The sequence below is a fragment of the Corallibacter vietnamensis genome, assembly GCF_039537875.1.
Taxonomy (GTDB): Bacteria; Bacteroidota; Bacteroidia; order Flavobacteriales; family Flavobacteriaceae; genus Corallibacter; species Corallibacter vietnamensis.
Map to the genome: position 1 here is coordinate 1,693,866 of NZ_BAABBI010000001.1, position 22,751 is coordinate 1,716,616.

Sequence of the window (22,751 nt, forward strand, 5' to 3'; positions counted from 1 at the left end):
TTGTAAAAAAATTAAATGATAGTTAGATGAATTTATGTTTTTTCTGGAATCCATTTAACTTCATTGGCTTGTAAGTCTAAAGACAACTTCCGTGCCAAGACAAACAGATAGTCAGAAAGACGGTTTAGGTACCTTAATGTGTTGGGATCTATAGGTTCTAAATCATTAAGTGCAGAGGCTAAACGCTCGGCACGCCTACAAACACAGCGGGCTATGTGACAGAATGACACGGTTTGGTGACCGCCAGGTAAAACAAAGTGTGTCATTTGTGGTAAGGCGTCATTCATAGCGTCCATTTCTTGCTCTAAAAGCGTGATGTTTGCTTCTGAAATTTTAGGGATGTTCAAACGCTCTTTACCGTTTTTCATGATAGCTTTTTCCGGATCTGTAGCCAGTATGGCTCCAACAGTAAACAGTCTGTCTTGAATGTGTATGAGTACATTTTTATATGCTTCCTGTATGTCTTGATCTCTTATGAGCCCTATGTGAGAGTTCAATTCGTCAACGGTACCATAACTTTCTATACGAATATGATGTTTAGGAACACGTGTGCCACCAAATAATGCTGTGGTACCTTTGTCGCCTGTTTTTGTGTAAATTTTCATTAAGTAATTCTAGGTGTTTAGAGATTAAATAAAGCGTTTTTTCAGAGTTCTTTAGTAGAGGAGAAGCATCTATAAAAAGCGCGTTTTACTCAAACAAAGTTACTGGATATTTGCTAAAAAGCTAAAAATTATGAGTTAAAAAATTGAAGGAATTACAGCTGGTGCTTCTTACAGCCTAACTGTAAAGTGTTCTTTTGCTTGTTCTTTTCTAAAAAATACAAAACCCCAAAAATACGTGTCTATAGTTACTGTGACTTTAGGATGGTTTTTAATGGTTTCCCAAGCGGCTGTCATGCCTTTAGACCAATAAATATCATCAAAAATAAAAAGTGTGTTATTGTGAGCTTTAGGTAATAAGGTTTCAAAATAAGCCATGGTGGCCTCTTGGGTGTGATTGCCGTCAAAAAATACAAGATCAAAAGATGGTTGCGTTAAAGTTTCTAATACATCTGAAAAATCACCCGTTTTAAAACAGATGTTTTCATTGTTGACTTGACTTTTAGTAAAAGCTGAAAGGTTTGGGCAGCCTTCAATGGTAGTGATTTTTGAATGTCTATGTCCTAAATGCAGTGCTTGTGTTGCGAGACCTAATGAGGTGCCTAGCTCTAAAACAGCAGGGCTTTTAAAATACCTTGATAACCTAAAGAGTAATTGTGTGCGTTTTAAGGTGCTTCCTGATGTTTTTGCAATTTCTGAAACCAGTCGTTGCTTTGAAGCTGTTTTTTTTGAACCTGGACCTAAATCGGTTATGCTAATTGGGGTGTTGTTTTTTAGTAACGCTTTTCGGTAGGTTTTTAAAATCTCATATTCAGGGTACTTGGTTTTGTCATAAAAGCATTGAGTAACTAAATGATACACAAAAGGCGAGTGCACACCATGTTGATTGGTAGATTTAAATAAGAATCTAATGTATGCTAATAAGGAATACCACATGTTTTATGTACGAATTATGAAACACCAACGCATGAATTATTCATTAGGAGTCTTCCATTTTTGCAGCCAATTCAAACCAGCGCATTTCTTTGGCTTCTATCTCATCAATAATGGTTTGTAGCTCTTGAGATAGGGCATTTATTTGCTCTTGAGTTAAATCAAGGTTATTAAATTTTTTTTCTAAAGCTTTTTTATCGTAATCAAGTGTGTTTAACTTGCTTTCAATGTTTTTATATTCTTTTTGCTCATTATAAGAAAGTTTATTGTTGCTGTCTTTTTTCCAGGCCTTTTTTTCCTTCTTTTCTTCGGGTAATTTTGATGTGCTTTCTTGGCTGTCTTCATAAGCTCTAAAGTCACTGTAGTTACCAGGGAAATCTTCAATCACGCCTTGACCTCTAAAAACAAATAAGTGATCTACAATTTTATCCATAAAATAACGGTCGTGAGATACAACCATAAGGCATCCCGGAAAATCTAGTAAAAAACTCTCAAGAACATTTAGGGTTACAATATCTAAATCGTTAGTAGGCTCATCTAGAATTAAAAAATTAGGATTTTGGATAAGCACTGTACATAGGTATAGGCGTTTGCGCTCGCCACCACTTAACTTCTCTACAAAATCATATTGTTTTTTTCGGTCAAATAAAAAGCGCTCTAAAAGTTGCTGCGCACTTATTTGTCGCCCTTTTTTTAAAGGGATATAATCGCCAAACTCTTTTATAACGTCAATAACCTTTTGGTCTGGTTTTGGGGTGATTCCTGCTTGCGTATAGTAGCCAAACTTTACAGTTTCACCAACCACAATTTTACCGGAATCAGGCGAAATACTTTGGGTTAGTATATTTAAAAACGTAGATTTTCCGGTGCCATTTTTACCAATAATACCAATACGCTCACCTTTCTGAAAGTTGTAGTCAAAGCTGTTTAAAATAGTTTTGTCTTTGTAAGATTTTGAAACTTTGTGCAGTTCTAAAATCTTACTACCTAAACGTTCCATATTAAGTTCTAACTGTACCTGGTGGTCTTTACGACGTTGATGGGCTTTGTGTTTTATTTCATGAAAATCATCAATACGAGACTTAGACTTGGTAGTACGTGCTTTAGGTTGACGTCGCATCCAATCAAGCTCCTTTTTAAAGAGCTGTTTGGCTTTGCCTGTTTCTATGGCTTCTTGTTCTATACGTGCATCGCGCTTTTCTAGATAGTAGGTGTAATTGCCTTTGTAGGTGTAAAGTTGCCCTTGGTCTAACTCTATAATTTCATTGCATACACGTTCTAAAAAATAACGATCGTGAGTGACCATAAAAAGAGTAATTTGCTCTTTAGCAAAAAAATCTTCTAGCCATTCAATCATTTCAAGGTCAAGATGGTTGGTAGGCTCATCAAGAATAAGTAAATCAGGCTTTTTTAGTAAAGCAATGGCAAGTGCGAGACGTTTTTTTTGCCCGCCAGAAAGCGTGCTTACTTTTTGGTCTAGATTATCAAGTTTTAACTGAAATAATATGTGCTTGTATTGTGTTTCAAAATCCCATGCTTGGTGACTATCCATTTGCTCAAAAGCCTTTTGGTAAGCCTCTGTGTCTTCAGGGTTTTGTAAAGCATGTTCATAGGTTTTGATAACATTTAGTATAGGGTTCTCTGTGTCAAATATTGAGGCTTCAATAGTTAAATTGTTATCTAGAATAGGCTCTTGTGGTAAAAAAGCAACAGTAATATCTTTTCTGTAAATAATTTGCCCGGTATCAGGTTGGTCTAAACCTGCAAGCATGTTTAAAATAGATGTTTTTCCGGTGCCATTTTTCGCTACAAAAGCTATTTTTTGATCTTTATGAATACTGAAAGAAATCTCGCTAAACAAAGAGACTTCTCCATAAGATTTGGCTATATTTTCAACGTTAAGGTAATTCAAAAAGCTGTTTTTTTGCAAATAAACGTATAAAAACCAAAAATACCCACTTTAGTTTTGATATTCCTATCTAAAAGTTATATTTGTGAATAAACTTTTAAGCTTCATAATGAAGAATTTACTTGTCCTTTGTTTGCTCATTTTTCCCATTGTTTTTAGCTCATGTATTCCGCATCGTGATATTGTATATCTACAAAATAAAGAAGCGGCTACAGATAGTATTCCTGTAATCACTGAAAAACAAACACCGTATCGCGTACAAATAAATGATATCCTGAATATACGTGTTAGAGGGTTAGATCAAAGTAATCTTACAATTTTTAACCCTGTTGGTGATGAAAATCTAGATGCTGATAGGGAAGAGCGTGCTTATTTTGATGGCTTTACAGTTGACCTACACGGCGAAATTCGCATTCCTATTTTAGGCAAAATAGGGGTGTTAGGATATACAACTGAAGAGATTGAGAAAATGATTGAAGATAAATTGCTGAAAGAACAATTTAAAGAAACAGCAAATATTTTTGTGTCTGTAAAACTTACAGGACTGCGGTATACAACAAGTGGCGAAGTGGGAAAACCTGGAACAAATATCTTATATCAAGAGCGCGTTAATGTCTTTCAAGCTATTGCCAATTCTGGTGAAATACCGGTCACAGGAAATAAAAAGAACGTGAAAATTATTAGGCAGTATCCGCAAGGGCAAAAAATACATAGTATTGATTTAACAGATGTCAAGGTTATGGAGTCGCCATATTACTACATTCAGCCTAATGATATTATTTATGTAGAGCCTTTAAAACAAAAAACCTGGGGTACCGGAACTACCGGTGTACAAACATTAGGTACTATTATTACCGCATTATCACTAGTAACCACAACCGTATTATTAATCAACCGTATTTAGTCCATGTCAAATCAGGAGCATTACGATATAGAATCTCATGAATCTAGTAGCATAATATTTGATTTTAGAGGATACCTCTTTAAAGTACTGAATCTCTGGAAATTTGTTGTTGCTTGTATTGGTATAGCATTAGTTATTGCATATCTTATCAATGTTAGAAAACAAAATGTTTACAGATTAGAATCGCTGGTTTCTGTAGAGAATGACCAGAACCCTTTTTTTACAGCCAATACGAGTATTTCGTTTAACTGGGGCGGCGTTTCCGGCAAAATGGGAAAAACAATAACAACCCTACAAACCAGAACGCACAATGAAAAGGTGGTAGATTCCTTGCAGTCATACATGAACTATTTTGTTGAAGGAAAATACCGTAAGGTTGATATCTACAAAAAGGCACCTTTTGTGTTTAATTTAGACTTGCAAAAACCACAAATTTTAGGACACTACATAGGAATACGTTTTTTAGATGCTAACACATTTGAACTGTTTGCTCAATTTGAGCAACCTCAAGCTACAGTTCAGCGTTATGATACCAAAACGAAATCACGTGTTGATTTACCGCAAGGAGATTTTACCAAGCAGTATAAAATAGGACAAAAGATAAACTTACCTTTTTTAAATGGTAGCTTAACATGGCGTAATAAATCAAAAACTGCCCAGACAGGAAAAGAGTTTTTTATCCTTTTTAGTAACTATGATAGCGTTGTTCATGGCTATAAACAAACAATTGGCGTTGCTCCTTTTAACGCATCGTCTTCGGTAATTAAACTGGTGTTAACGGGTAGTAATAAGGCAAAAATTGTTGATTATTTAAATACAACTGCGGTTATTTTAAGTAAAAACGAATTAGAACGTAAAAACCTATATGCAACAAATACTATTAAATTTATTGATAGTAGCCTAGCTGCTGTTGATATAGATTTACAAGATGTTAATAAGGAAATGAACGACTTTAGAAAAAAGAATAAAGTCTTTGATGTAAGTGCTGAAATGGCCGAAGCTTCTAGCAAGTTACAGGCTTTTGAAGCTCAAAAAGAAGCTGAAAATACCAAGCTTAACTATTTGCAATCACTAGAACAATACCTTAAAACAAAAACAAATTATATCAATATTGCGGCGCCTACTTCAGTTGGAATTGATGAAACTAACATTTTAAATAGTGTAAGCAAAATAACTAATTTAGCTATTGAAAGACAGAATCTTGAATACACAACACGTGAAGGATCTGATTTGTTCTTGGATTTAGATAGACAAATTGATGCAGAAAAAAATGTCTTACTTGAAACTATTGATGCTACCAAAACAACCATAAGACTACAACTTAATACCATCAATAGAAATATAGCAGCTTTAGAGGCCAAATTAAGTAACCTCCCTGAAGACCAACAACAATATTTAAGAATACAACGTAAACTTACTATTAGTCAAGAAGCCTACAATGTGTATATGGCAAAGCGCAGCGAAGCGGCTATTGTAAAAGCGGCGAATATATCAGATATATCTATTGTTGATGAGGCTAAAGATATAGGAGGCGGATTAATTGGGCCTAATAAGTCTCTCAATTATATGATGGCTTTAATGATGGGCTTTTTTATTCCTATGTTTATCATATTTGTTGTTTTTCTTTTAGATAATACCATTCATGGTTCTGATGAGATTGAACGCTTATCAAGCATTCCTATTTTAGGGCTTATTGGTAAGTATCGTTATCATAATAATTTAGTGGTTTTTGAGAAACCTAAATCGGCCGTAGCAGAATCATTTAGAGCCATTCGTTCTAGCTTACAGTTTATATTAAATAAAGACGAATCTGAACAAGGTAAAACAATCATGATTACCTCTTCAGTAAGTGGCGAAGGGAAAACGTTTTGCTCTATCAATATAGCCACCGTGTATGCGCTATCTGGAAAGAAAACCATCCTTTTAGGCTTAGATTTAAGAAAACCTAAAATATTTGATGATTTTCACATGACAAATGATCATGGAGTTGTCAACTATTTAATTGGAGAAAAAACCTTTGACGAAGTAAATAATCACACGCATGTAGATAATTTAGATGTTATTCCGTCTGGACCAATTCCGCCTAATCCATCAGAGCTCTTAATGAGTAATCGTATGAAAGAGTTAATGACACATTTACGTCAAAATTATGATATTATTATTCTTGATACACCGCCTTTAGGCTTGGTAACAGACGCATTAGAGCTAGTTAAGTATGCAGACACATCAATCTTTATGGTGCGCTTAGATTATACCAAAAAAGGGATGTTACAACTCATTAATGCCAAACATCATGGCGGTGAGATTAAAAACATCAATTTTGTGCTTAACTTTTACAAGCATAAAACAAACCATAATTACGGCTATGGCTACGGCTACGGCTATGGTTATGGGTATGGCGTGTATGGTAATGCATACCATGCCGACGCTAAAAAATCGGTTTTTCAGCGTATAAAAAGCTTTATTAAAAAAACATAATACATGATTATGAGTTCACATCGTATTGCAATTATTGGGTTAGGATATGTCGGTTTACCTTTAGCGGTAGAGTTTGCAAAGCAGTATCCTGTAGTAGGTTTTGATATTAATGACAACCGTATTGCCGAATTAAAAGCAGGTAAAGACCGAACTCTAGAAGTAGCAGATGCTGATTTAAAAACGGTTTTGGTAAACACAGCCAACCAATCTAATGGATTGTATGTAAGTAGCGATGTAAATGATATGGCGCAATCTACCGTGTATATTATAACAGTCCCTACACCTACAGACGACTTAAATAAACCGGTATTTACACCACTTATTAAAGCTAGTGAAACTGTTGGTAGCATATTAAAACCTCAAGATATTGTTATTTATGAGTCTACCGTATATCCAGGTGTTACTGAAGATATTTGTGTGCCTATTTTAGAGCGTGTTTCTGGTTTAAGCTTTAATAAAGATTTCTATGCAGGCTACTCTCCAGAACGTATTAATCCCGGTGACAAAACGCATACGGTAACTAAAATACTTAAAGTCACCTCTGGCTCTACGCCAGAAATTGCCATGGTTGTTGATGATTTATACAAGTCTGTTATTACAGCCGGAACGCATATGGCGCCATCAATAAAAGTAGCTGAAGCTGCCAAAGTTATTGAGAACTCACAGCGTGATATCAACATTGCGTTTGTTAATGAGTTATCAAAAATATTTAGATTATTAGATATTGATACAGAGGCTGTGCTTAAAGCAGCTGGAACCAAGTGGAATTTTATCAACTTTAAACCTGGTTTGGTTGGCGGGCATTGTATAGGTGTAGATCCGTATTATTTAGCCCAAAAAGCTATTGAATCTGGGTATAACCCTGAAATTATTTTAGCCGGCCGTAAAATGAATGATAGCATGGGAGCTTATGTTGCAACCGAGACCGTAAAGCTCATGATAAAAAAGGGTGCTACAATCAAAGGGTCTAATGTCTTGGTATTGGGCATTACATTTAAAGAAAACTGCCCAGATATCAGAAATTCACGCGTTATAGATATCATTAAAGAGTTTCAAACCTATGATGTTCAGGTAGATGTTTATGATCCTTGGGCTTCTGTAAACGAAGTGAAGCATGAATATGGTCTTGACTTAATAACAACAACCCATGCATTAAAAACACACTATGATGCTATTGTTCTTGCAGTATCTCATAAAGAGTTTTTACAAATAGATATTCAGGCGTTAAAAGCTACGAATGCTGTTATTTTTGATGTTAAATCCTTGCTGCCAGCAAATCAGGTAGATGCGAGGTTGTAAATACAATCGCGTATCGTCCTAATTAAAATAGAAGAGATGATATTTTAAACGGATACAGCCATTTTATGACCGAAGTGATGACCCTTAAAAACGTTGTCGAGCAAGCAACAAAAGGAAAACAATGCTTCGCAGTTTTTGATGAACTTTTTAGCGGTACAAATGTGGAAGATGGTTTTGAAATTTGCAAAACAACAATAAACGGATTAAGTAAATTCAATCAGTCTTATTTTTTTATTTCTACTCACATTCAAGAACTTAAAAATGTTTCAAACGAAAAAATTGAAAACTATTATATAGATTGTGAACTGATTGAAAATATACCAACGTTTACTTATCAACTAAAAAAAGGTTGGTCTGACATAAAAGTTGGTCGAATTTTATTTGAAAAAGAAGGATTGAACAAATTGTTAGATTAAAAAAAAGGAGTTCATTGGTCGCTGGGCTGAACCTAAAGGTTTACTAACGTGAGTGCCAAACCGAAAAACCTTATCTTTAATTCCGTAAACTAGCGGTTGTATGAGACCGTTGTATCAAATTGTTCTCAAAACGGGAATCTTGGGTATTGTACTAATCACAGCTTTCGCTGCACATCGAGAAGGAACTTGAATCAATTATCATTAAACACAATTTAGTTTACCTATCTTATATTGCTAATTTGCACTCATGAATCTCTATTATGTTTTATCTATCATTTATAAAAAACAACAAATAAATATGCTATTTTTTAAATTCAAAAAGTAACTATGCTTAACACTGTCGCTGTTAGCCATATGAAAAATAACATTATATTTGACCTGTGTTAAGTCAAATAAGAAATAGCGTATTTACAAAAATCCTTTGGGGAATTATGGGATTATATATGCTAAACATAAGTGTTGATCCCGCTGACCCAAACCCTGAACATATTCCTGAAGATTTAACTTTCAATGACCAAGAAAGTATAATTGAAATAATTATTGAAAAAGTATTGGGTTATGAAGATGCTATAAAAGAATATGATGATTACGATACTGAAGACCACAACACAAAGACAAATGTTAAAATTGATTTAGCAACGCATTACATAGTTGACAATAACCTAAATCAATCATTCATTGAAATAAAAAAGCACAAATTTCCAGAGTATACGACTAATTTAACAAAAGGCTTTCTAAAGCTCGATATTCCACCACCCAAGGTTTGATTTGTTTTACGAATAGACTAATCCCTGCCTATTAAATAGGTGTGGGATAATATCATAATGCTTAAAAAACAAATCAAAAAATGTATTTAAAAAAATTATTAATGCTAATAATACTATTGGCATCTTCAACATATTCAATTGCCCAAATTACAAAGGCTGAAAAAGACAGTATTTATATCCAACAAGTAGAAGACCATAAAGAACCTGACAAGGTTCTACATGCTGAACCACTCTACATTGATCTTATACGCGATTTGGGAGCGAGAAAAGGAGAGAAAGAATGGAACCTAGGTTTAGGCTTGACTGATAATTTAAAATTTGATGCTTATGAAGCATTAATTGAATATGAATGGGCACCTATTAACAGGTTGGGTTTTGAAGTGGAGTTACCTTTTACTTTTTACTCCCCTCAAAGTGGAGTAAGTCGAGATTCAGTTCCTTCAAACAGCTTAAATAGTATTAAAATAGCAACTCAATGGTCATTCTTTGTTAGTGAACCAATGGCAACATCAATGGCTATTGGATATATCAATGAGTTTGAGCTTTCAGATTTTAGTAATTTTGGAAGTCCTTTCATTAAAGGAAATATCTATAACCCTTTTTTAGTTGTTGCAAAACGTTGGGGAAACAACTTTCATTCATTGATTTATACAGGTCCAATGGTTGAACAGAATTTCATTACCAATAAATTTCATACAACTTATGATATCAACACAAGTTTTCATTATATGATAACAGGTACAAGAAACTTCATTGGTGTCGAATTCAATAAAACTATTGACAATAGTGACTTTGATATGACAATACGACCACAAATGCGTGTAGGTGTAACCAACAACCTATTAATTGGGATTGTAGCAGGGATTCCTGTGAGCAGAGAAAACGAAAGATTTAGCTCTTTCTTAAGATTAATATGGGAACCTAAACACAAGCATAAATAAATACGGCTACCAACAATCTGTTAAAAAAAGCGGTTTAGATATAATTCTCAACCGCTTTTACTTTTAATTAAGTATATTGTTTTAATAAAATTAACGTATTTAAACACGTAACTAGCGGTTGTATGAGACTGTTGTAATACATTTTGAGATGATTGATAATTGGATTAAATATTTGGAACAAAAACTAACTCAATTGAATCCAACGAATGTTGAGAATCTAGAAACTGAATATAAATTTTCTCAAACTTATTATTTCCATACTTCTTATTTGACAATAGAGTTTTTAGACTCAACGACTATAAATAAAGTTGAGCTTGGCACATACACAAACGGAATATGTAACGACTATAAAATCTTATTTGACAGTAGCGCACCAAACTTTACTAAAGTTAAACAAAAGCTGTTTGAGGTTGATGATAACGAAAACTATGTTTTGACTTATAATAAAGCTAACATAGAAAACTTAAACGAATTTTTGGACAACCTATTTACTAATGGATGGACAGAAAAAACATTTAGTTATAAAGGGTTTGACTACCTAATAATAGTTGAAATTGACAAGACAACTCATCGAATTGAATTAAAGTCAGATGCTGAACAAGACATTCTTTTGCCAATGGATATGTTAAGTCGAAAAATCAATGTCATCTGGAATAATCTCAAAATAAACTCTGGAAAAAGAAAAATTAGAAAAATAAAGGTTAAACCTTTAATAAATAACGTGCTACAACAACAATAAGGATGCATCTAGAGATAAAATAGCTTACTAGTGAGCTTCGGTTCTTAAACGATATTTTGCTAAAACTTGTGAAAATTAGTTAACACATGGTTGGCAATTTGTGCTAGTTTATTTTCGTTTTTATTTACTACATTTGGTTGCGAAAAATTTTTTAAAAAAACATCCCCTAAACTATTATTAACCAACATAATAAAAAACAGTTATTACCATGAAACAAACTTACACTTTACTTATTTTATTTACCTTAATTGTAAATGCAATTAATGCGCAAACTGATTTAATATACCATATAGATTCTGGCGAAGGTGCTTTTACGACAAATTTAGATGGTACTTCAAAAAACCTATTGGCTTCATACACACCTAGCTCTTCCTCATTAGCAAATGATATTGAAATTGATGCAAATAACAATAAAATGTATGTGCTTGACCAAAATGGAAAAAACTTAATACAATACGATTTAAATGGTGCTAACAATACATTAATATACACGTACCCAACCACTCCAAGAGATATTGAGTTAGATTTATTAAACGGAAAAATTTATCATGTCATGAATGGTGAAATTTTTACAACAAACCTAGATGGCACAAACAAAAACAGCTTAATCACTTATACACCAAGTGGTACTAAACTCTTAAATACAATACAATTAGATCTTATCAATAACCATGTGTACGCTTTAGATGTAAATGGCGATAGTTTAACGCGATATGATTTAAACGGTAATAACAGTACAACCATATATAACTATGTTGGAGGTACACAATATCCTAGTGATTTTACAATAGATATAGCTAATAACAAAATTTATCACATAAGCAGAGATAATACAGCAGCAGAAATTTTTACAACGGATTTGTCAGGGAATACAAAAACTGTTTTAACAACATATACGGCTGGTGCTTCTTTATTGTATATTGATATAGAATTGGATGTAGAAAACAATTATATGTACCTACTTTCTGATAATGGAGATTTACTAGATAGATACAATTTAAACGGTTCTAATAAAACTACTGTTCATAACTATACAGGCAACTTTCCTAAAGATATTGAGATATTTAAATTTGAATCTACACTATCACTTAATGATACGAATCTTAATCAGAATAAAATAGCAATTTTTCCTAACCCTGCGTCTAATGTCATTCAAGTTTCAGGAATTAATGAAGGCAAAAAAGCATATGCAATTTATAATGCGCTTGGAGCAAAACTTAAAAACGGTACCATTCAAGAAAATAACACGATTAACATTCAAAACCTATCAAATGGCATATATTTCTTAATGTTTGAAAACGGAAATAGCTTAAAATTCATAAAAGAATAAACATTTACAGCATAGCCTATAAGTAAGTGTTCGCTATCAGTGTATTCTGAAAAATTTAGCGACGCCAAAACTAAAAAATTGCGAGCACGAAGTTTTCACTTTGTGCTCGTTTTTTATACAACCAAATATGGCATACAAATTAACAGCTCAAATCAGTTTTTAACCTATAGTCTTATTTCAGGATGAGACAGTGTAACAAAGTAAGTCGGTTTAGTAGTTATGATGTTGTGTGTTGTTGTAGTTACTCGGTGCTGGTTGCCGTTTTAACTAATACTTATGGTATTCTATTAGGGTTCTTATAATTAATAGTATTTTTAGCTTGTAAAATCATATTTATAAATACTATGTACAATAATGCTTTTCATAATCAAGAGATCTCTAGTTTGAAATTCCTAATTACTGGTGGAGGAGGTTTTATTGGGTCTAACCTTGTGGCGTACTTACTAAAGCATAATGCAAAAAAAGTACGGGTACTTGATAATTTTTCAAACGGTTATAGGGAGAATCTTACCGAGTTTATGCAGCTTCCCAATTTTGAGCTTATAGAGGGCGATATACGAGATTTAGATACTTGTAAAACGGCCATGCAGGATATGGATTATGTAAGTCATCAAGCAGCTTTAGGTTCGGTGCCACGTTCTATAAATGATCCGGCAACAACCAATGCGGTGAATATTTCTGGATTTCTTAATATGATGATTGCACTAAAGGAAAGTGCTACGGTAAAGCGTATGGTTTATGCAGCGTCTAGCTCTACCTATGGTGATAGTAAGCAGCTGCCTAAAGTTGAAGACACGATTGGGAAACCCTTGTCGCCATATGCGGTAACAAAATATGTAAACGAGTTGTATGCCGATGTTTTTGGTAAAACATATGATACCGATACTGTTGGGTTGCGATACTTTAATGTATTTGGCCCTAAACAAAGCCCTAATGGGGCTTATGCTGCTGTGATACCTTTGTTTATGCAAGCTTTGAAAGATAATAAGGCACCGAAAATAAATGGCGATGGCGAGCAAACTCGCGATTTTACTTTTGTGGCTAATGCAGTGCAAGCAAATGTGCGCGGCTTTTTTGCGCCAGAAACTGCCAAAAACCAAGTCTTTAACGTAGCGTGTGGTGAACGTATTTCGGTAAATGACCTTTGGGAATCTTTACAACAAGCAGCCAACACTGATTTACAAGCTGTTTACGGACCACCAAGACAGGGTGATGTGCGTGATTCGCTTGCTGATATTTCAAAGGCTGAAACGCTTTTAGGCTATAAACCTGAATATAATGTTAGAGAAGGGTTGAGGTTTACTTGGGATTGGTTTATGAAAAATTAAATATATTGCGTTAATTTTCAGTTAATTGCTAATTTGTTTTATCTTGTAATATGGCGTCAATAAAGATGTTTTGGAATTGGTTTAATGAGCATCGTGATATATTTTATGATTTACATACGCTTCCTGAATCTGAACAAGCTTACTACTATCATACCCTAGCTAGTAAACTGCAAGAATTTGAGGCAACAGTAAGTTATGTTATTTCAAGTGGTGCACCGGCTGCTTTATCAAAATTTACCCTAACAACCAATGGCGACTCAGAAGGGTTTATGATGGTTCAAAATTTAGTAGCTATGGCACCAGATATTCCTAATTGGAAAATACAAGCCTTTATACAGCCAAAAATCACAATTGATGAACTTATAGAACGAACAGACCCGCCTTATCTGTTTAGTGGTATGTCTATTAAGGCCAGTGATATTGTTTGGAAACCTGATTTTATTGATGATAATACCGGGAAATACGGACTGCTATTGGGATTTAATAATCTAGCTAAATCACTTCAATCAAGACCCGTAGAGGAGATCAACGAGTATATGACAACGATTTTATTAGACGTGTTAGGCGAATTTACTGCGGGTAAAAAACTGTGCGCCCTAAATTATCAGTTCTTAAAAGATGATGTAGATGAGGATTGGTTAGCCTTACATGACTTACCAGTGTTTTTAAACACAAATAACATGTAAACACAACCCACAACCAACAACCCACAACAGTCAACCAACAACCAACAACCCACAACCATTCTCAATTCTCAATTCCCCATTATAAATTCCCCATTATAAATTCTCCATTATCCATTATCAATTATCCATTCTCCATTATCAATTCTCACTACTCACTACCCAAATCCCACACGCTGTCATTCCGCACTTGATGCGGAATCCACAACCGACAACCAACCCCACAACCGACAACCAACACCACAACCATTCTCAATTCTCAATTCTCCATTCTCAATTCTCAATTCTCCATTCTCCATTCTCACTACTCACTACCCAAATCCCACACGCTGTCATTCCGCACTTGATGCGGAATCCACAACCAACAACCGATAACCGACAACCATTATCAATTCTCAATCATCAATTCCCCATTATCAATTATCAATTATCAATTCCCCATTATCCATTCTCCATTATCCATTATCCATTATCAATTCTCCATTATCAATTCTCACTACTCCCTACCCAAATCCCACAAGCTGTCATTCCGCACTTGATGCGGAATCCACAACCGACAACCAACACCACAACAGACAACAGACAACAGACAACAGACAACCCACAACCATTATCAATTCTCCATTATCAATTCCCCATTATCAATTCTCTATTACCTTTACATTAAATACATATTCTACATAAAAGGTTTTCAATGGTTTTATTATATTAGCCCTAATCAAAAAAACACAAAGTGTGATGGTGATTAGAATCAATATATGGCTTTAGAAACCCGAGTATATAAAAAAGAACGAACAATAAAAATGGGGGCGCTTTTAAAAGCAAGCCTTACCGATATGTATCGTTCACGATTTTTAGCCCGTCAATTAGCCGAGCGCGATATCAAGGCGCAATACCGTCAGTCATATTTAGGGATTTTATGGGCGTTTGTAACACCGCTGGCAACAGCAGCCGTTTGGATTTTTCTCAATAACAGTGGTACCGTACGCTTATCTGATACCGGTGTGCCTTATCCCGTGTACGCCTTCTCAGGAACCCTGATTTGGTCTATAATTGTAGCTTCTATAAATTCGCCTATGCAAAGTACCAATGCTGCCAAAGGTATTTTAACCAAAATAAACTTCCCAAAAGAAGCCCTTTTGCTTTCAGGTATTTATAAACTGTTGTTTGATAGTGCTATAAAAATACTCCTGTTAGTGGCTTTTGTTTTTATTTTTGGTGTAGGGTTTCATTATAGCTTGTTGTTACTGCCTTTTGCCGTCTTAGCAGCAGTACTTTTTGGTAGTACATTAGGATTGTTTTTAACGCCTTTAGGGTTGTTGTATAAAGATATAAGTAAAATCATCTCGTTTGGAATGCAGTTTTTAATGTATGTCACACCGGTGGTATACGCCATTCCTAAAACAGGGATTATGAAAACACTTATGACATACAACCCAATTACACCTATTATACTAACAACACGTGATTTGGTTGTTGGGTTTCAGCCGGAATTTTTAAACTATTTTATAGGAGTCCTTGCCCTATGCGTACCTTTATTATTTTTAGGTTTAGTCATATACCGTATTGCCATTCCTATTATTGTAGAACGGTTGAGTGCGTAGGGAGGCGTGAGTTTCGGTTATAACGCAAACTCACAAAAAAATAAAGAAAAATGAAAAGTTATAAAGATTTAGAGATGTATCTCTTAGCTTTCCAATATGCTGTTGAAGTACATGAACTCACATTAAAGCTGCCAAAGTACGAGCTTTATGAACAAGGAAGTCAGCTTCGAAGATCATCTAAATCTATAAAAGATAATATTGTAGAAGGATACGGAAGACGTAGTTACAAACAAGATTTCATAAAATTTTTAGTGTATGCACATGCATCGTTATTAGAATGTTTATCGCAGTTAGAAATGATTCAGAAACTTTATCCGGAATTAGAAACTCAAGTATTGATTGAAAAATATGATACCTTAGGAGCAAAATTATATAGCTTTAAAAAATATGTAGAACAACATTGGAAAGTTTGAAGCTTATAAACAACCGACAACCGACAACCGATAACCCACAACCGACAACCGATAACCCACAACCGACAACCGACAACAGACAACCAACAACCGACAACCGATAACCCACAACCGACAACAGACAACCAATAACCAAAAAAAATGAACAACAGTGAAATTTTAGTAAAAGTTGAAAACTTAAGCAAAAAGTTTTGCAAAGACCTAAAAACCAGCCTGTGGTATGGTGTTAAGGATTTGGTGAGCGGTGTGCGTGGTTCCAGTCAGGAACGGCAGTTGCGCCCTAAAGAGTTTTGGGCGGTTAAAGACATTAATTTTGAATTACGTCGTGGAGAGTGCTTGGGCTTAATTGGGCATAATGGCGCCGGAAAAAGTACCTTGCTTAAAATACTTAACGGACTCATAAATCCTGATGCTGGTACCGTAACCATCAAAGGGCGAGTAGGAGCGCTTATAGAGCTAGGTGCTGGCTTTAACCCCATACTTACAGGGCGTGAAAACATTTATAACAATGGTGCTATTTTAGGCTTTAGCCGAAAAGAAATAGATACCAAGTTACATGATATTATAGCTTTTGCAGAATTAGAAGAGTTTATTGATATGCCCGTACAGCATTACAGCTCTGGTATGAAAGTGCGCTTGGGGTTTGCCGTAGCAGCCCAAATGGAACCCGATGTACTCATTATAGATGAGGTATTGGCGGTGGGAGATATGTCTTTTGCAATGAAATCTTTTAATAAAATTAGTGAAATACTTAAAAATACTGCTGTTATTTTTGTGTCACATAGTATGCCTTTTATATCTAGAATATGTAATCATGTTATTTTATTACATAAAGGAGAAATGCTTATGAATACAGGTAATGTTGGTGAGGGAATACAGGCTTATTTTGATAGACAGAGCTTGTCAGGTAAACTAAACTTCAAAGAAGATGTTATTTGTTTGAATAATGCTAATGTATTTTCAGGAGATTTGGATAATGATGGATATATAGAATCTGATAAAAATTTTAAATTGAAACTTAATTTAAGTTCTAATAAAGAATATAAAAAAGTAAGAGTAGCTATTCTAATTTATAATATGGCCCAAATAAATGTAGCTATACTAGAGACAAGGTTAATAAGTATTAAAGCAGAAAGTAACCAAGATTTTGATTTTGATTTCGGGGTGCTTAATTTATCTATAAGCGCTTATTTTATATCGGTTAGGTTTGATAGTTGTATTGATGAAGGTAATATACAAGTTTTATCTAACTATATAAATTATAAAGAATTTAAAGTGCAAGGTAATGATAGGTTGGTATTTGCGCCATTTTATTTTAAAGAAAAAAATGATAAGACTGAAGTTTAAGAAAAACAAAAAGATTTCTAGAGATAAGGTTGAGCTGTTTATTTTGGGAGCTCAAAAATGTGGTACTACATCATTGCACTATTACCTAGATCAACACCCATCATTTCAAGGTTCAATACCAAAAGAAACAGATTTTTTTAGTTTTGATGGATTGTATGAAATGGGATTAAATAAATATCATACCTTTTTTAGAAATAATAATAAGAATAAAGTTATAAGGTTTGATTCTTCAACTGAATATTTATATATACCTTATTGTGCTGAAAGAATAAAACAGTACAATCCTAAATCAAAATTTATTATTATTAAAAGAGATCCTGTTAAAAGAGCAATTTCAGCTTATAAAATGTATAAGTCTTTAAGTGAAGGTAAGTTGTGGTCTAAAGAATATAAGAGAAAAGTAATTCAGTATAATAATGTGTATGGGGATAAAATGATTGATTTTTTAAAAAGAAAACCATTTCCTGAATTTATAGATATTGTTAAAGAAGAATATGAAATTTTGTTAAAAACAAAAGAATTTATCTATGAACCAAGTTTTATTGCAAGAGGGAATTATGAACAACAATTAAATCGCTTTTTAAATTTTTTCCCTAAAGAAAATATTTTAGAAATAGATTTTTCAAGATATTCAAACCAAACAATATCTGTACTAAATGAGATTTTAGAATTTATGGGGATTAAAGATGAATTATTTGACAATAGTTATGATTTTTCAATTCAATTAAAATCAAAAGAAGCATTAACAATAAACACATCTACCCAAAGTGATTTGTCAATAATGTTTGAGTCTATTTATAAAAATTAAAATATGATAACTAAATCACCTATTACCTCTGGCAGAGTAAAACTACTAAAAGAAATAGCTACTAAAGAAATAGCTTCTATTTATAGAGAAGGTTTAGATTTAGACGTTAAAAATTATTTTAAAGATTTAGACCAAATTTGTTTATATAAATGTTTAGATACAGGTTATGACTTTTATTATCCGTTTACTATTTATGGTAACGAAACGTTTTATAAAGCATTAGAAAAACATAGTTGGTATTATCAAAAATGGAAATGGGAGTATGAAGTTACTGATGCATTTGTGAAAGAAGGACAAAGCGTTTTAGAAATTGGTTGTGGTAATGGCTATTTTCTTTCTCATTTAAACAAAAAAAAGGTTAATACTTTAGGTCTAGAATTAAATAGCGAAGCAATTGAAAAGGCAAATAAAAATGGTTTACAAGTTTTAAATATACCGTTAGAAACCTATTCTGAAAAAGAAGATGCTAAGTTTGATGTAGTGTGTGCTTTTCAGGTTTTAGAGCATATTTGGAATATTAACGATTTTATTTCTCAATGTATAAAGCTTCTAAAGCCAAATGGAAAATTAATTTTTGCGGTTCCAAATAATGAAGCCGTCTTTTTTAAAGAACAAAAAAAATTACCAAAAACTAATCCAAGATATATTAATCAATTACAAACCCTAGCTCTTAACATGCCACCTCACCATATGGGATTGTGGAGAAGAAATGTGTTTGAAAAATTAACTAATTTTTATAGTAAATTATCATTGGTTGAAATTTATGAAGAGCCAGCAAATAAAGGTAGAATAACATTAAATAATCAGATAGTTAAAAGTAAAATAGGACAAAATAAATATTTGCTTAAACTCTATAAAAAACTTAATCAAAATAAATTAAACAAAGGGGATAGTTTATTAGTTATCTATGAAAAGAAAGGATAAATTAGTTATTGTATCACTTATGGAAGGTTTTCCATGGGGAGGAAGTGAAGAGTTGTGGTATAACACAGCTGTTTATGCTTTAAAAGAGGGTGTTGTTGTGAATGTTTTTATTAAAAAATGGGATGAAGATTATGATAAAATACATAACTTAAGAAGTCTTGGAGCAAAAATTAATTATTTAGATACAGACCCAAAACAATCAAAGAAAAAAATATTAAAACTAATAAGCAGAACATCTCTAACTGTCTTTGAAACAATAAAAGCCATAGGCTTAAAAAAAACTGACAGAATTTTAATGAGTCAAGGAGATACTTTTTCAGCATTTGGTTCTACTTTATTAGCTAACTTAATTACTTTAAATGTTCCTGTAAGTTTGGTAAGTCAACATTTGCATGATGTAGGTATTCCAAATGAAGATTTAAGAAAAAAAGCAAGACTTACTGTAAGTAAAATTAAACACTTCTGTTTCGTGTCTCAACGTTCTTTAAATCTTACAAAAAGATATTTAAATTCTGACGGCTATAATTTTCATTTAGTTAATAATCCCGTTAATTTAGATAGAAAAGTCGTTATAGAATATCCTGATTTATCAATACCAAGTTTTGCAGTAGTAGGCAGATTAGATTGTCGTTTTAAAGGTCAAGATATACTGATTGAAGTTTTAAGTCAAGATAAATGGAAAGTAAGACATTGGACTTGTAATTTATATGGTAAAGGAAACGATGAAAACTATTTAAAAGATTTAATAGATCATTATGGGTTAAAAGAAAAAGTGTTTTTAAAAGGACATGTAGATTCTGTAGAAGATATATGGAGAGCTAATCACTTATTGGTTTTACCATCAATTAGCGAAGGTACACCTTTGTCTTTAGTAGAAGCTAATATTTGTGGTCGTCCAGCAGTAGTAACTGATGTAGGAGGTAATACCGAAGTTATAGTTGAAAATGAAAATGGCTGGATAGCAGAAGCACCATTAAAAACTTATTTAGAAAAGGCAATGGAAAACGCTTGGAAAAATAAAGAAAAATGGAAGGAAATGGGTGTTGTAGCTCATAAGCGTGCTATGAAGCGTTATAAAGTTAATGCAGGTAAAGAATTATTTGATTTAATTAGAAACGATTAATGTATTTTAAACAAATTGATACCTTAAGAGCACTTGCTGTTATATTTGTGATTTATTCTCATTGGGGTCCACAAAATAGTATTCCTAATCAATTATTTCCTGTTAATTTAAAGGCTATAGGTTGTACGTTTATAAGTTTATCATTGGTTTTATTGGCGATAAAAGGATATACTGGCTTTTTGGGTAAGCTTATGTCAAGTAAAGTTTTAATATACTTAGGTAAAATTAGCTATGGTCTTTATTTATATCACAGTATTGTTTTTTTAATAATGAGGTATGTAGGGATAAATATATCAAACCCAATACAGAAAAATACAGTTGGACTTTTATTATTACTTTTAATATCTTCTGCTTCTTGGTATTTTTTTGAGAAGCCTATAAATAATTTAAAAAAATACTTTTCATATCGATATGATTAATATATCAGTAATAATCTGCTGTTACAATAGTGCGCATTTGCTTGATGAGACACTTACACATTTAGCTAATCAACATATTACGGAGTCTCTTAATTATGAGGTGGTTTTGGTAGATAACAACTCAACGGATAACACAGCAACCATAGCAAGAACTATATGGGACACATTACAAACAGCCGTGCCATTACATATAGTTGCTGAACCTAAAGCAGGTTTGGCTTATGCTAGAGAAACAGGTGTAAAACAGAGTAAAGGATATCTTGTTATATTTTGTGATGATGATAATTGGTTGTGTAAAGATTATATACAAACGGCTTATAGTTTTATGGTAGCAAATCCTGACGTAGCTGCATTAGGAGGTGCATCTCAAGGAGTTTTAGAAGGCGATACACCATTATGGTGGGATGACATGAAAAGGAACTATGCCGTAGGCGAGCAAGCCTTAAGCAGTGGCGATATAACACATAGAGGTTATGTGTGGGGCGCAGGGATGGTATTCAGAAAAGTACTGTTTATGAGATTGTATGATGCTGGGTTTGTGTCTATGTTATCAGATAGAAAAGGAGAATTATTAAGTTCAGGAGGCGATAGTGAGCTATGTAAATGGTTTATTATTATGGGGTATAAATTATGGTATTTAGAGACGCTTACTTTTAAACATTATATTACAAAAAAGCGACTTACCGATGCTTATTTAGAGAAACTTATGGCAGGTCATAAGGCTTCTCATGATGTTTTGGGTTTGTATAACTGGTTTATAAAAAAGGGTATTGGTGATGAGGTTGATGCTATCTCGGTTAGAAAGCGTCTTTTTTATTTAAAATCGGCGATATCTAAAAAACTAAAAAACCATGTGTTATGGAAACCTCATTTACAGATAGCCTTAATGCATTATTGCCCAACGTATCCAAAACTATATGCTATTATAAATACCTATACACAGTTAAAAAAGATAATGTAAACTATGAGAAACCGTATTGTTAATAAAGTAAAGCGTATTTGTAAATCATTTGTTTTTAGGAATCTTAAAAACAAAACGATATTAGTGTATACACTAGGAAAAGTAGGGTCATCAACAGTTTATAGTCAATTAAAACGTTACAGTATTTGGAATAATGTATTTCATGTGCATTTTTTGTCTGATAATTGGTTGAAAATAAAACTAAAGGAGACAAATCATTTTAAAGCTAATAATGCAGCGGCTAATAAGGTGTTTTCATATATAGACCAGAACCCTAATAACGTGACACATATTATCACTTTGGTGAGAGAACCAGTTTCTAGAGAGTTGTCTAATTTTATGCAAAACCCTAATGATTTTGTTGATAATGATATCCTATCCTATACCACAGAAGATTTAAAAAAGGCATATTTGAATAAGTTAGATTATGATTATACATTACAGTGGTTTGATTCAGAGTTTAAATCTTATACGGGTTTTGATGTATATGCGCAACCATTTGACAAGGAGAAAGGCTATAGTATTTATGAGCATAATGCAACCAAAATTTTAGTTATGAAGTTAGAAACATTAGATGCGTGCTTTGAAGAGGCAATGAAAACATTTTTTGGAACTAATATTAAACTTAATGTTGTTGCTAATCAGTCAGAAAATAAGTCTATATCCTCTATTTATAAAGCGCTTAAGAAAGAAATTAAATTTCCAGAAGACGATTTAAAAGCTTTATATACTAATACGTACGTGACGCATTTTTATACAGAAAACGAGATTACCAGTTTTATTGATAAGCATAGAGCAATTAGGTAAGCATGTTTTTAAAATA

The 22,751-nt window shown here is 33.2% G+C and carries 22 protein-coding genes; 19 read left to right on the forward strand and 3 right to left on the reverse strand.

Annotated elements, in window-relative coordinates; translation table 11 throughout:
• Positions 1 to 32: 32 nt before the first annotated feature.
• The 3 genes from ABD690_RS07825 to ABD690_RS07835 form a co-directional block, all read right to left on the reverse strand.
• Complete coding sequence (locus ABD690_RS07825) at positions 33 to 605, reverse strand: cob(I)yrinic acid a,c-diamide adenosyltransferase (RefSeq protein WP_344729041.1); 573 nt, start codon at positions 603 to 605, stop codon at positions 33 to 35.
• Between the two features lie 168 nt (positions 606 to 773).
• The gene (locus ABD690_RS07830) at positions 774 to 1,538 is read right to left on the reverse strand and encodes an O-methyltransferase (RefSeq protein ID WP_344729044.1); all 765 of its coding nucleotides are present in this window, start codon (positions 1,536 to 1,538) and stop codon (positions 774 to 776) included.
• A gap of 43 nt (positions 1,539 to 1,581) precedes the next feature.
• Positions 1,582 to 3,447 (reverse strand): ABC-F family ATP-binding cassette domain-containing protein, encoded by a 1,866-nt coding sequence (locus ABD690_RS07835; RefSeq protein ID WP_344729046.1) that lies wholly within the window; start codon positions 3,445 to 3,447, stop codon positions 1,582 to 1,584.
• 106 nt (positions 3,448 to 3,553) lie between these two features.
• Here ABD690_RS07835 and ABD690_RS07840 point away from each other — a divergent pair, with 106 nt between their 5' ends.
• The 19 genes from ABD690_RS07840 to ABD690_RS07930 all read left to right on the forward strand — a co-directional run bounded on the left by ABD690_RS07840 (position 3,554) and on the right by ABD690_RS07930 (position 22,735).
• Entirely contained in the window at positions 3,554 to 4,348 is a 795-nt protein-coding gene (locus ABD690_RS07840; protein ID WP_344729048.1) for a polysaccharide biosynthesis/export family protein, read from the forward strand.
• A 3-nt stretch (positions 4,349 to 4,351) separates the two neighbouring features.
• Positions 4,352 to 6,826, forward strand: a complete 2,475-nt coding sequence (locus tag ABD690_RS07845) for an exopolysaccharide transport family protein (protein WP_344729050.1) — start codon at positions 4,352 to 4,354, stop codon at positions 6,824 to 6,826.
• Positions 6,827 to 6,835: 9 nt separating this feature from the next.
• A complete protein-coding gene (locus tag ABD690_RS07850) occupies positions 6,836 to 8,125 on the forward strand; it encodes a nucleotide sugar dehydrogenase (RefSeq protein WP_344729052.1) in 1,290 nt (429 codons plus the stop codon).
• Positions 8,126 to 8,166: 41 nt separating this feature from the next.
• Positions 8,167 to 8,541 (forward strand): MutS-related protein, encoded by a 375-nt coding sequence (locus ABD690_RS07855; protein WP_344729315.1) that lies wholly within the window; start codon positions 8,167 to 8,169, stop codon positions 8,539 to 8,541.
• 380 nt (positions 8,542 to 8,921) lie between these two features.
• Entirely contained in the window at positions 8,922 to 9,308 is a 387-nt protein-coding gene (locus tag ABD690_RS07860; protein WP_344729053.1) for a hypothetical protein, read from the forward strand.
• Between the two features lie 80 nt (positions 9,309 to 9,388).
• Complete coding sequence (locus ABD690_RS07865) at positions 9,389 to 10,249, forward strand: HAEPLYID family protein (protein ID WP_344729054.1); 861 nt, start codon at positions 9,389 to 9,391, stop codon at positions 10,247 to 10,249.
• A 193-nt stretch (positions 10,250 to 10,442) separates the two neighbouring features.
• Positions 10,443 to 10,988 carry a hypothetical protein gene (locus tag ABD690_RS07870; protein ID WP_344729056.1) on the forward strand — a complete coding sequence of 182 codons (546 nt, stop codon included), beginning with the start codon at positions 10,443 to 10,445 and terminating at the stop codon, positions 10,986 to 10,988.
• Between the two features lie 208 nt (positions 10,989 to 11,196).
• Positions 11,197 to 12,318: a T9SS type A sorting domain-containing protein gene (locus ABD690_RS07875; protein WP_344729058.1), complete on the forward strand. Its 1,122-nt coding sequence runs from the start codon at positions 11,197 to 11,199 to the stop codon at positions 12,316 to 12,318.
• A 344-nt stretch (positions 12,319 to 12,662) separates the two neighbouring features.
• Entirely contained in the window at positions 12,663 to 13,646 is a 984-nt protein-coding gene (locus tag ABD690_RS07880) for an SDR family oxidoreductase (protein ID WP_344729060.1), read from the forward strand.
• 50 nt (positions 13,647 to 13,696) lie between these two features.
• Positions 13,697 to 14,332 (forward strand): hypothetical protein, encoded by a 636-nt coding sequence (locus ABD690_RS07885; RefSeq protein WP_344729062.1) that lies wholly within the window; start codon positions 13,697 to 13,699, stop codon positions 14,330 to 14,332.
• Between the two features lie 755 nt (positions 14,333 to 15,087).
• Positions 15,088 to 15,933 carry an ABC transporter permease gene (locus ABD690_RS07890; protein ID WP_344729064.1) on the forward strand — a complete coding sequence of 282 codons (846 nt, stop codon included), beginning with the start codon at positions 15,088 to 15,090 and terminating at the stop codon, positions 15,931 to 15,933.
• Positions 15,934 to 15,983: 50 nt separating this feature from the next.
• The gene (locus tag ABD690_RS07895) at positions 15,984 to 16,346 is read left to right on the forward strand and encodes a four helix bundle protein (RefSeq protein WP_344729066.1); all 363 of its coding nucleotides are present in this window, start codon (positions 15,984 to 15,986) and stop codon (positions 16,344 to 16,346) included.
• 141 nt (positions 16,347 to 16,487) lie between these two features.
• Positions 16,488 to 17,693, forward strand: coding sequence for an ABC transporter ATP-binding protein (locus ABD690_RS07900; RefSeq protein ID WP_344729068.1), 1,206 nt, complete (start codon positions 16,488 to 16,490; stop codon positions 17,691 to 17,693).
• Complete coding sequence (locus ABD690_RS07905) at positions 17,632 to 18,501, forward strand: sulfotransferase family protein (protein WP_344729070.1); 870 nt, start codon at positions 17,632 to 17,634, stop codon at positions 18,499 to 18,501. Before ABD690_RS07900 ends, ABD690_RS07905 begins: the two co-directional genes overlap by 62 nt.
• A 3-nt stretch (positions 18,502 to 18,504) precedes the next feature.
• Positions 18,505 to 19,425, forward strand: coding sequence for a class I SAM-dependent methyltransferase (locus ABD690_RS07910; RefSeq protein WP_344729072.1), 921 nt, complete (start codon positions 18,505 to 18,507; stop codon positions 19,423 to 19,425).
• Complete coding sequence (locus tag ABD690_RS07915) at positions 19,409 to 20,548, forward strand: glycosyltransferase (RefSeq protein ID WP_344729074.1); 1,140 nt, start codon at positions 19,409 to 19,411, stop codon at positions 20,546 to 20,548. The genes ABD690_RS07910 and ABD690_RS07915 overlap by 17 nt, the downstream gene beginning before the upstream one ends.
• Positions 20,548 to 20,967: an acyltransferase family protein gene (locus ABD690_RS07920; RefSeq protein ID WP_344729076.1), complete on the forward strand. Its 420-nt coding sequence runs from the start codon at positions 20,548 to 20,550 to the stop codon at positions 20,965 to 20,967. Before ABD690_RS07915 ends, ABD690_RS07920 begins: the two co-directional genes overlap by 1 nt.
• Positions 20,960 to 21,928 carry a glycosyltransferase gene (locus ABD690_RS07925; RefSeq protein WP_344729079.1) on the forward strand — a complete coding sequence of 323 codons (969 nt, stop codon included), beginning with the start codon at positions 20,960 to 20,962 and terminating at the stop codon, positions 21,926 to 21,928. The genes ABD690_RS07920 and ABD690_RS07925 overlap by 8 nt, the downstream gene beginning before the upstream one ends.
• A 3-nt stretch (positions 21,929 to 21,931) precedes the next feature.
• Entirely contained in the window at positions 21,932 to 22,735 is an 804-nt protein-coding gene (locus ABD690_RS07930) for a putative capsular polysaccharide synthesis family protein (protein WP_344729081.1), read from the forward strand.
• Positions 22,736 to 22,751: the final 16 nt, after the last annotated feature.

Excerpts from the sequence above, each read along its gene's own strand:
- ABD690_RS07825 (WP_344729041.1), bottom strand. The coding sequence starts at position 605 with ATGAAAATTTACACAAAAACAGGCGACAAAGGTACCACAGCATTATTT.
- ABD690_RS07830 (WP_344729044.1), bottom strand. The coding sequence starts at position 1,538 with ATGTGGTATTCCTTATTAGCATACATTAGATTCTTATTTAAATCTACC.
- ABD690_RS07840 (WP_344729048.1), top strand. The coding sequence starts at position 3,554 with ATGAAGAATTTACTTGTCCTTTGTTTGCTCATTTTTCCCATTGTTTTT.
- ABD690_RS07845 (WP_344729050.1), top strand. The coding sequence starts at position 4,352 with ATGTCAAATCAGGAGCATTACGATATAGAATCTCATGAATCTAGTAGC.
- ABD690_RS07850 (WP_344729052.1), top strand. The coding sequence starts at position 6,836 with ATGAGTTCACATCGTATTGCAATTATTGGGTTAGGATATGTCGGTTTA.
- ABD690_RS07865 (WP_344729054.1), top strand. The coding sequence starts at position 9,389 with ATGTATTTAAAAAAATTATTAATGCTAATAATACTATTGGCATCTTCA.
- ABD690_RS07875 (WP_344729058.1), top strand. The coding sequence starts at position 11,197 with ATGAAACAAACTTACACTTTACTTATTTTATTTACCTTAATTGTAAAT.
- ABD690_RS07880 (WP_344729060.1), top strand. The coding sequence starts at position 12,663 with ATGTACAATAATGCTTTTCATAATCAAGAGATCTCTAGTTTGAAATTC.
- ABD690_RS07885 (WP_344729062.1), top strand. The coding sequence starts at position 13,697 with ATGGCGTCAATAAAGATGTTTTGGAATTGGTTTAATGAGCATCGTGAT.
- ABD690_RS07890 (WP_344729064.1), top strand. The coding sequence starts at position 15,088 with ATGGCTTTAGAAACCCGAGTATATAAAAAAGAACGAACAATAAAAATG.
- ABD690_RS07895 (WP_344729066.1), top strand. The coding sequence starts at position 15,984 with ATGAAAAGTTATAAAGATTTAGAGATGTATCTCTTAGCTTTCCAATAT.
- ABD690_RS07900 (WP_344729068.1), top strand. The coding sequence starts at position 16,488 with ATGAACAACAGTGAAATTTTAGTAAAAGTTGAAAACTTAAGCAAAAAG.
- ABD690_RS07905 (WP_344729070.1), top strand. The coding sequence starts at position 17,632 with ATGATAGGTTGGTATTTGCGCCATTTTATTTTAAAGAAAAAAATGATA.
- ABD690_RS07910 (WP_344729072.1), top strand. The coding sequence starts at position 18,505 with ATGATAACTAAATCACCTATTACCTCTGGCAGAGTAAAACTACTAAAA.
- ABD690_RS07915 (WP_344729074.1), top strand. The coding sequence starts at position 19,409 with ATGAAAAGAAAGGATAAATTAGTTATTGTATCACTTATGGAAGGTTTT.
- ABD690_RS07920 (WP_344729076.1), top strand. The coding sequence starts at position 20,548 with ATGTATTTTAAACAAATTGATACCTTAAGAGCACTTGCTGTTATATTT.
- ABD690_RS07925 (WP_344729079.1), top strand. The coding sequence starts at position 20,960 with ATGATTAATATATCAGTAATAATCTGCTGTTACAATAGTGCGCATTTG.
- ABD690_RS07930 (WP_344729081.1), top strand. The coding sequence starts at position 21,932 with ATGAGAAACCGTATTGTTAATAAAGTAAAGCGTATTTGTAAATCATTT.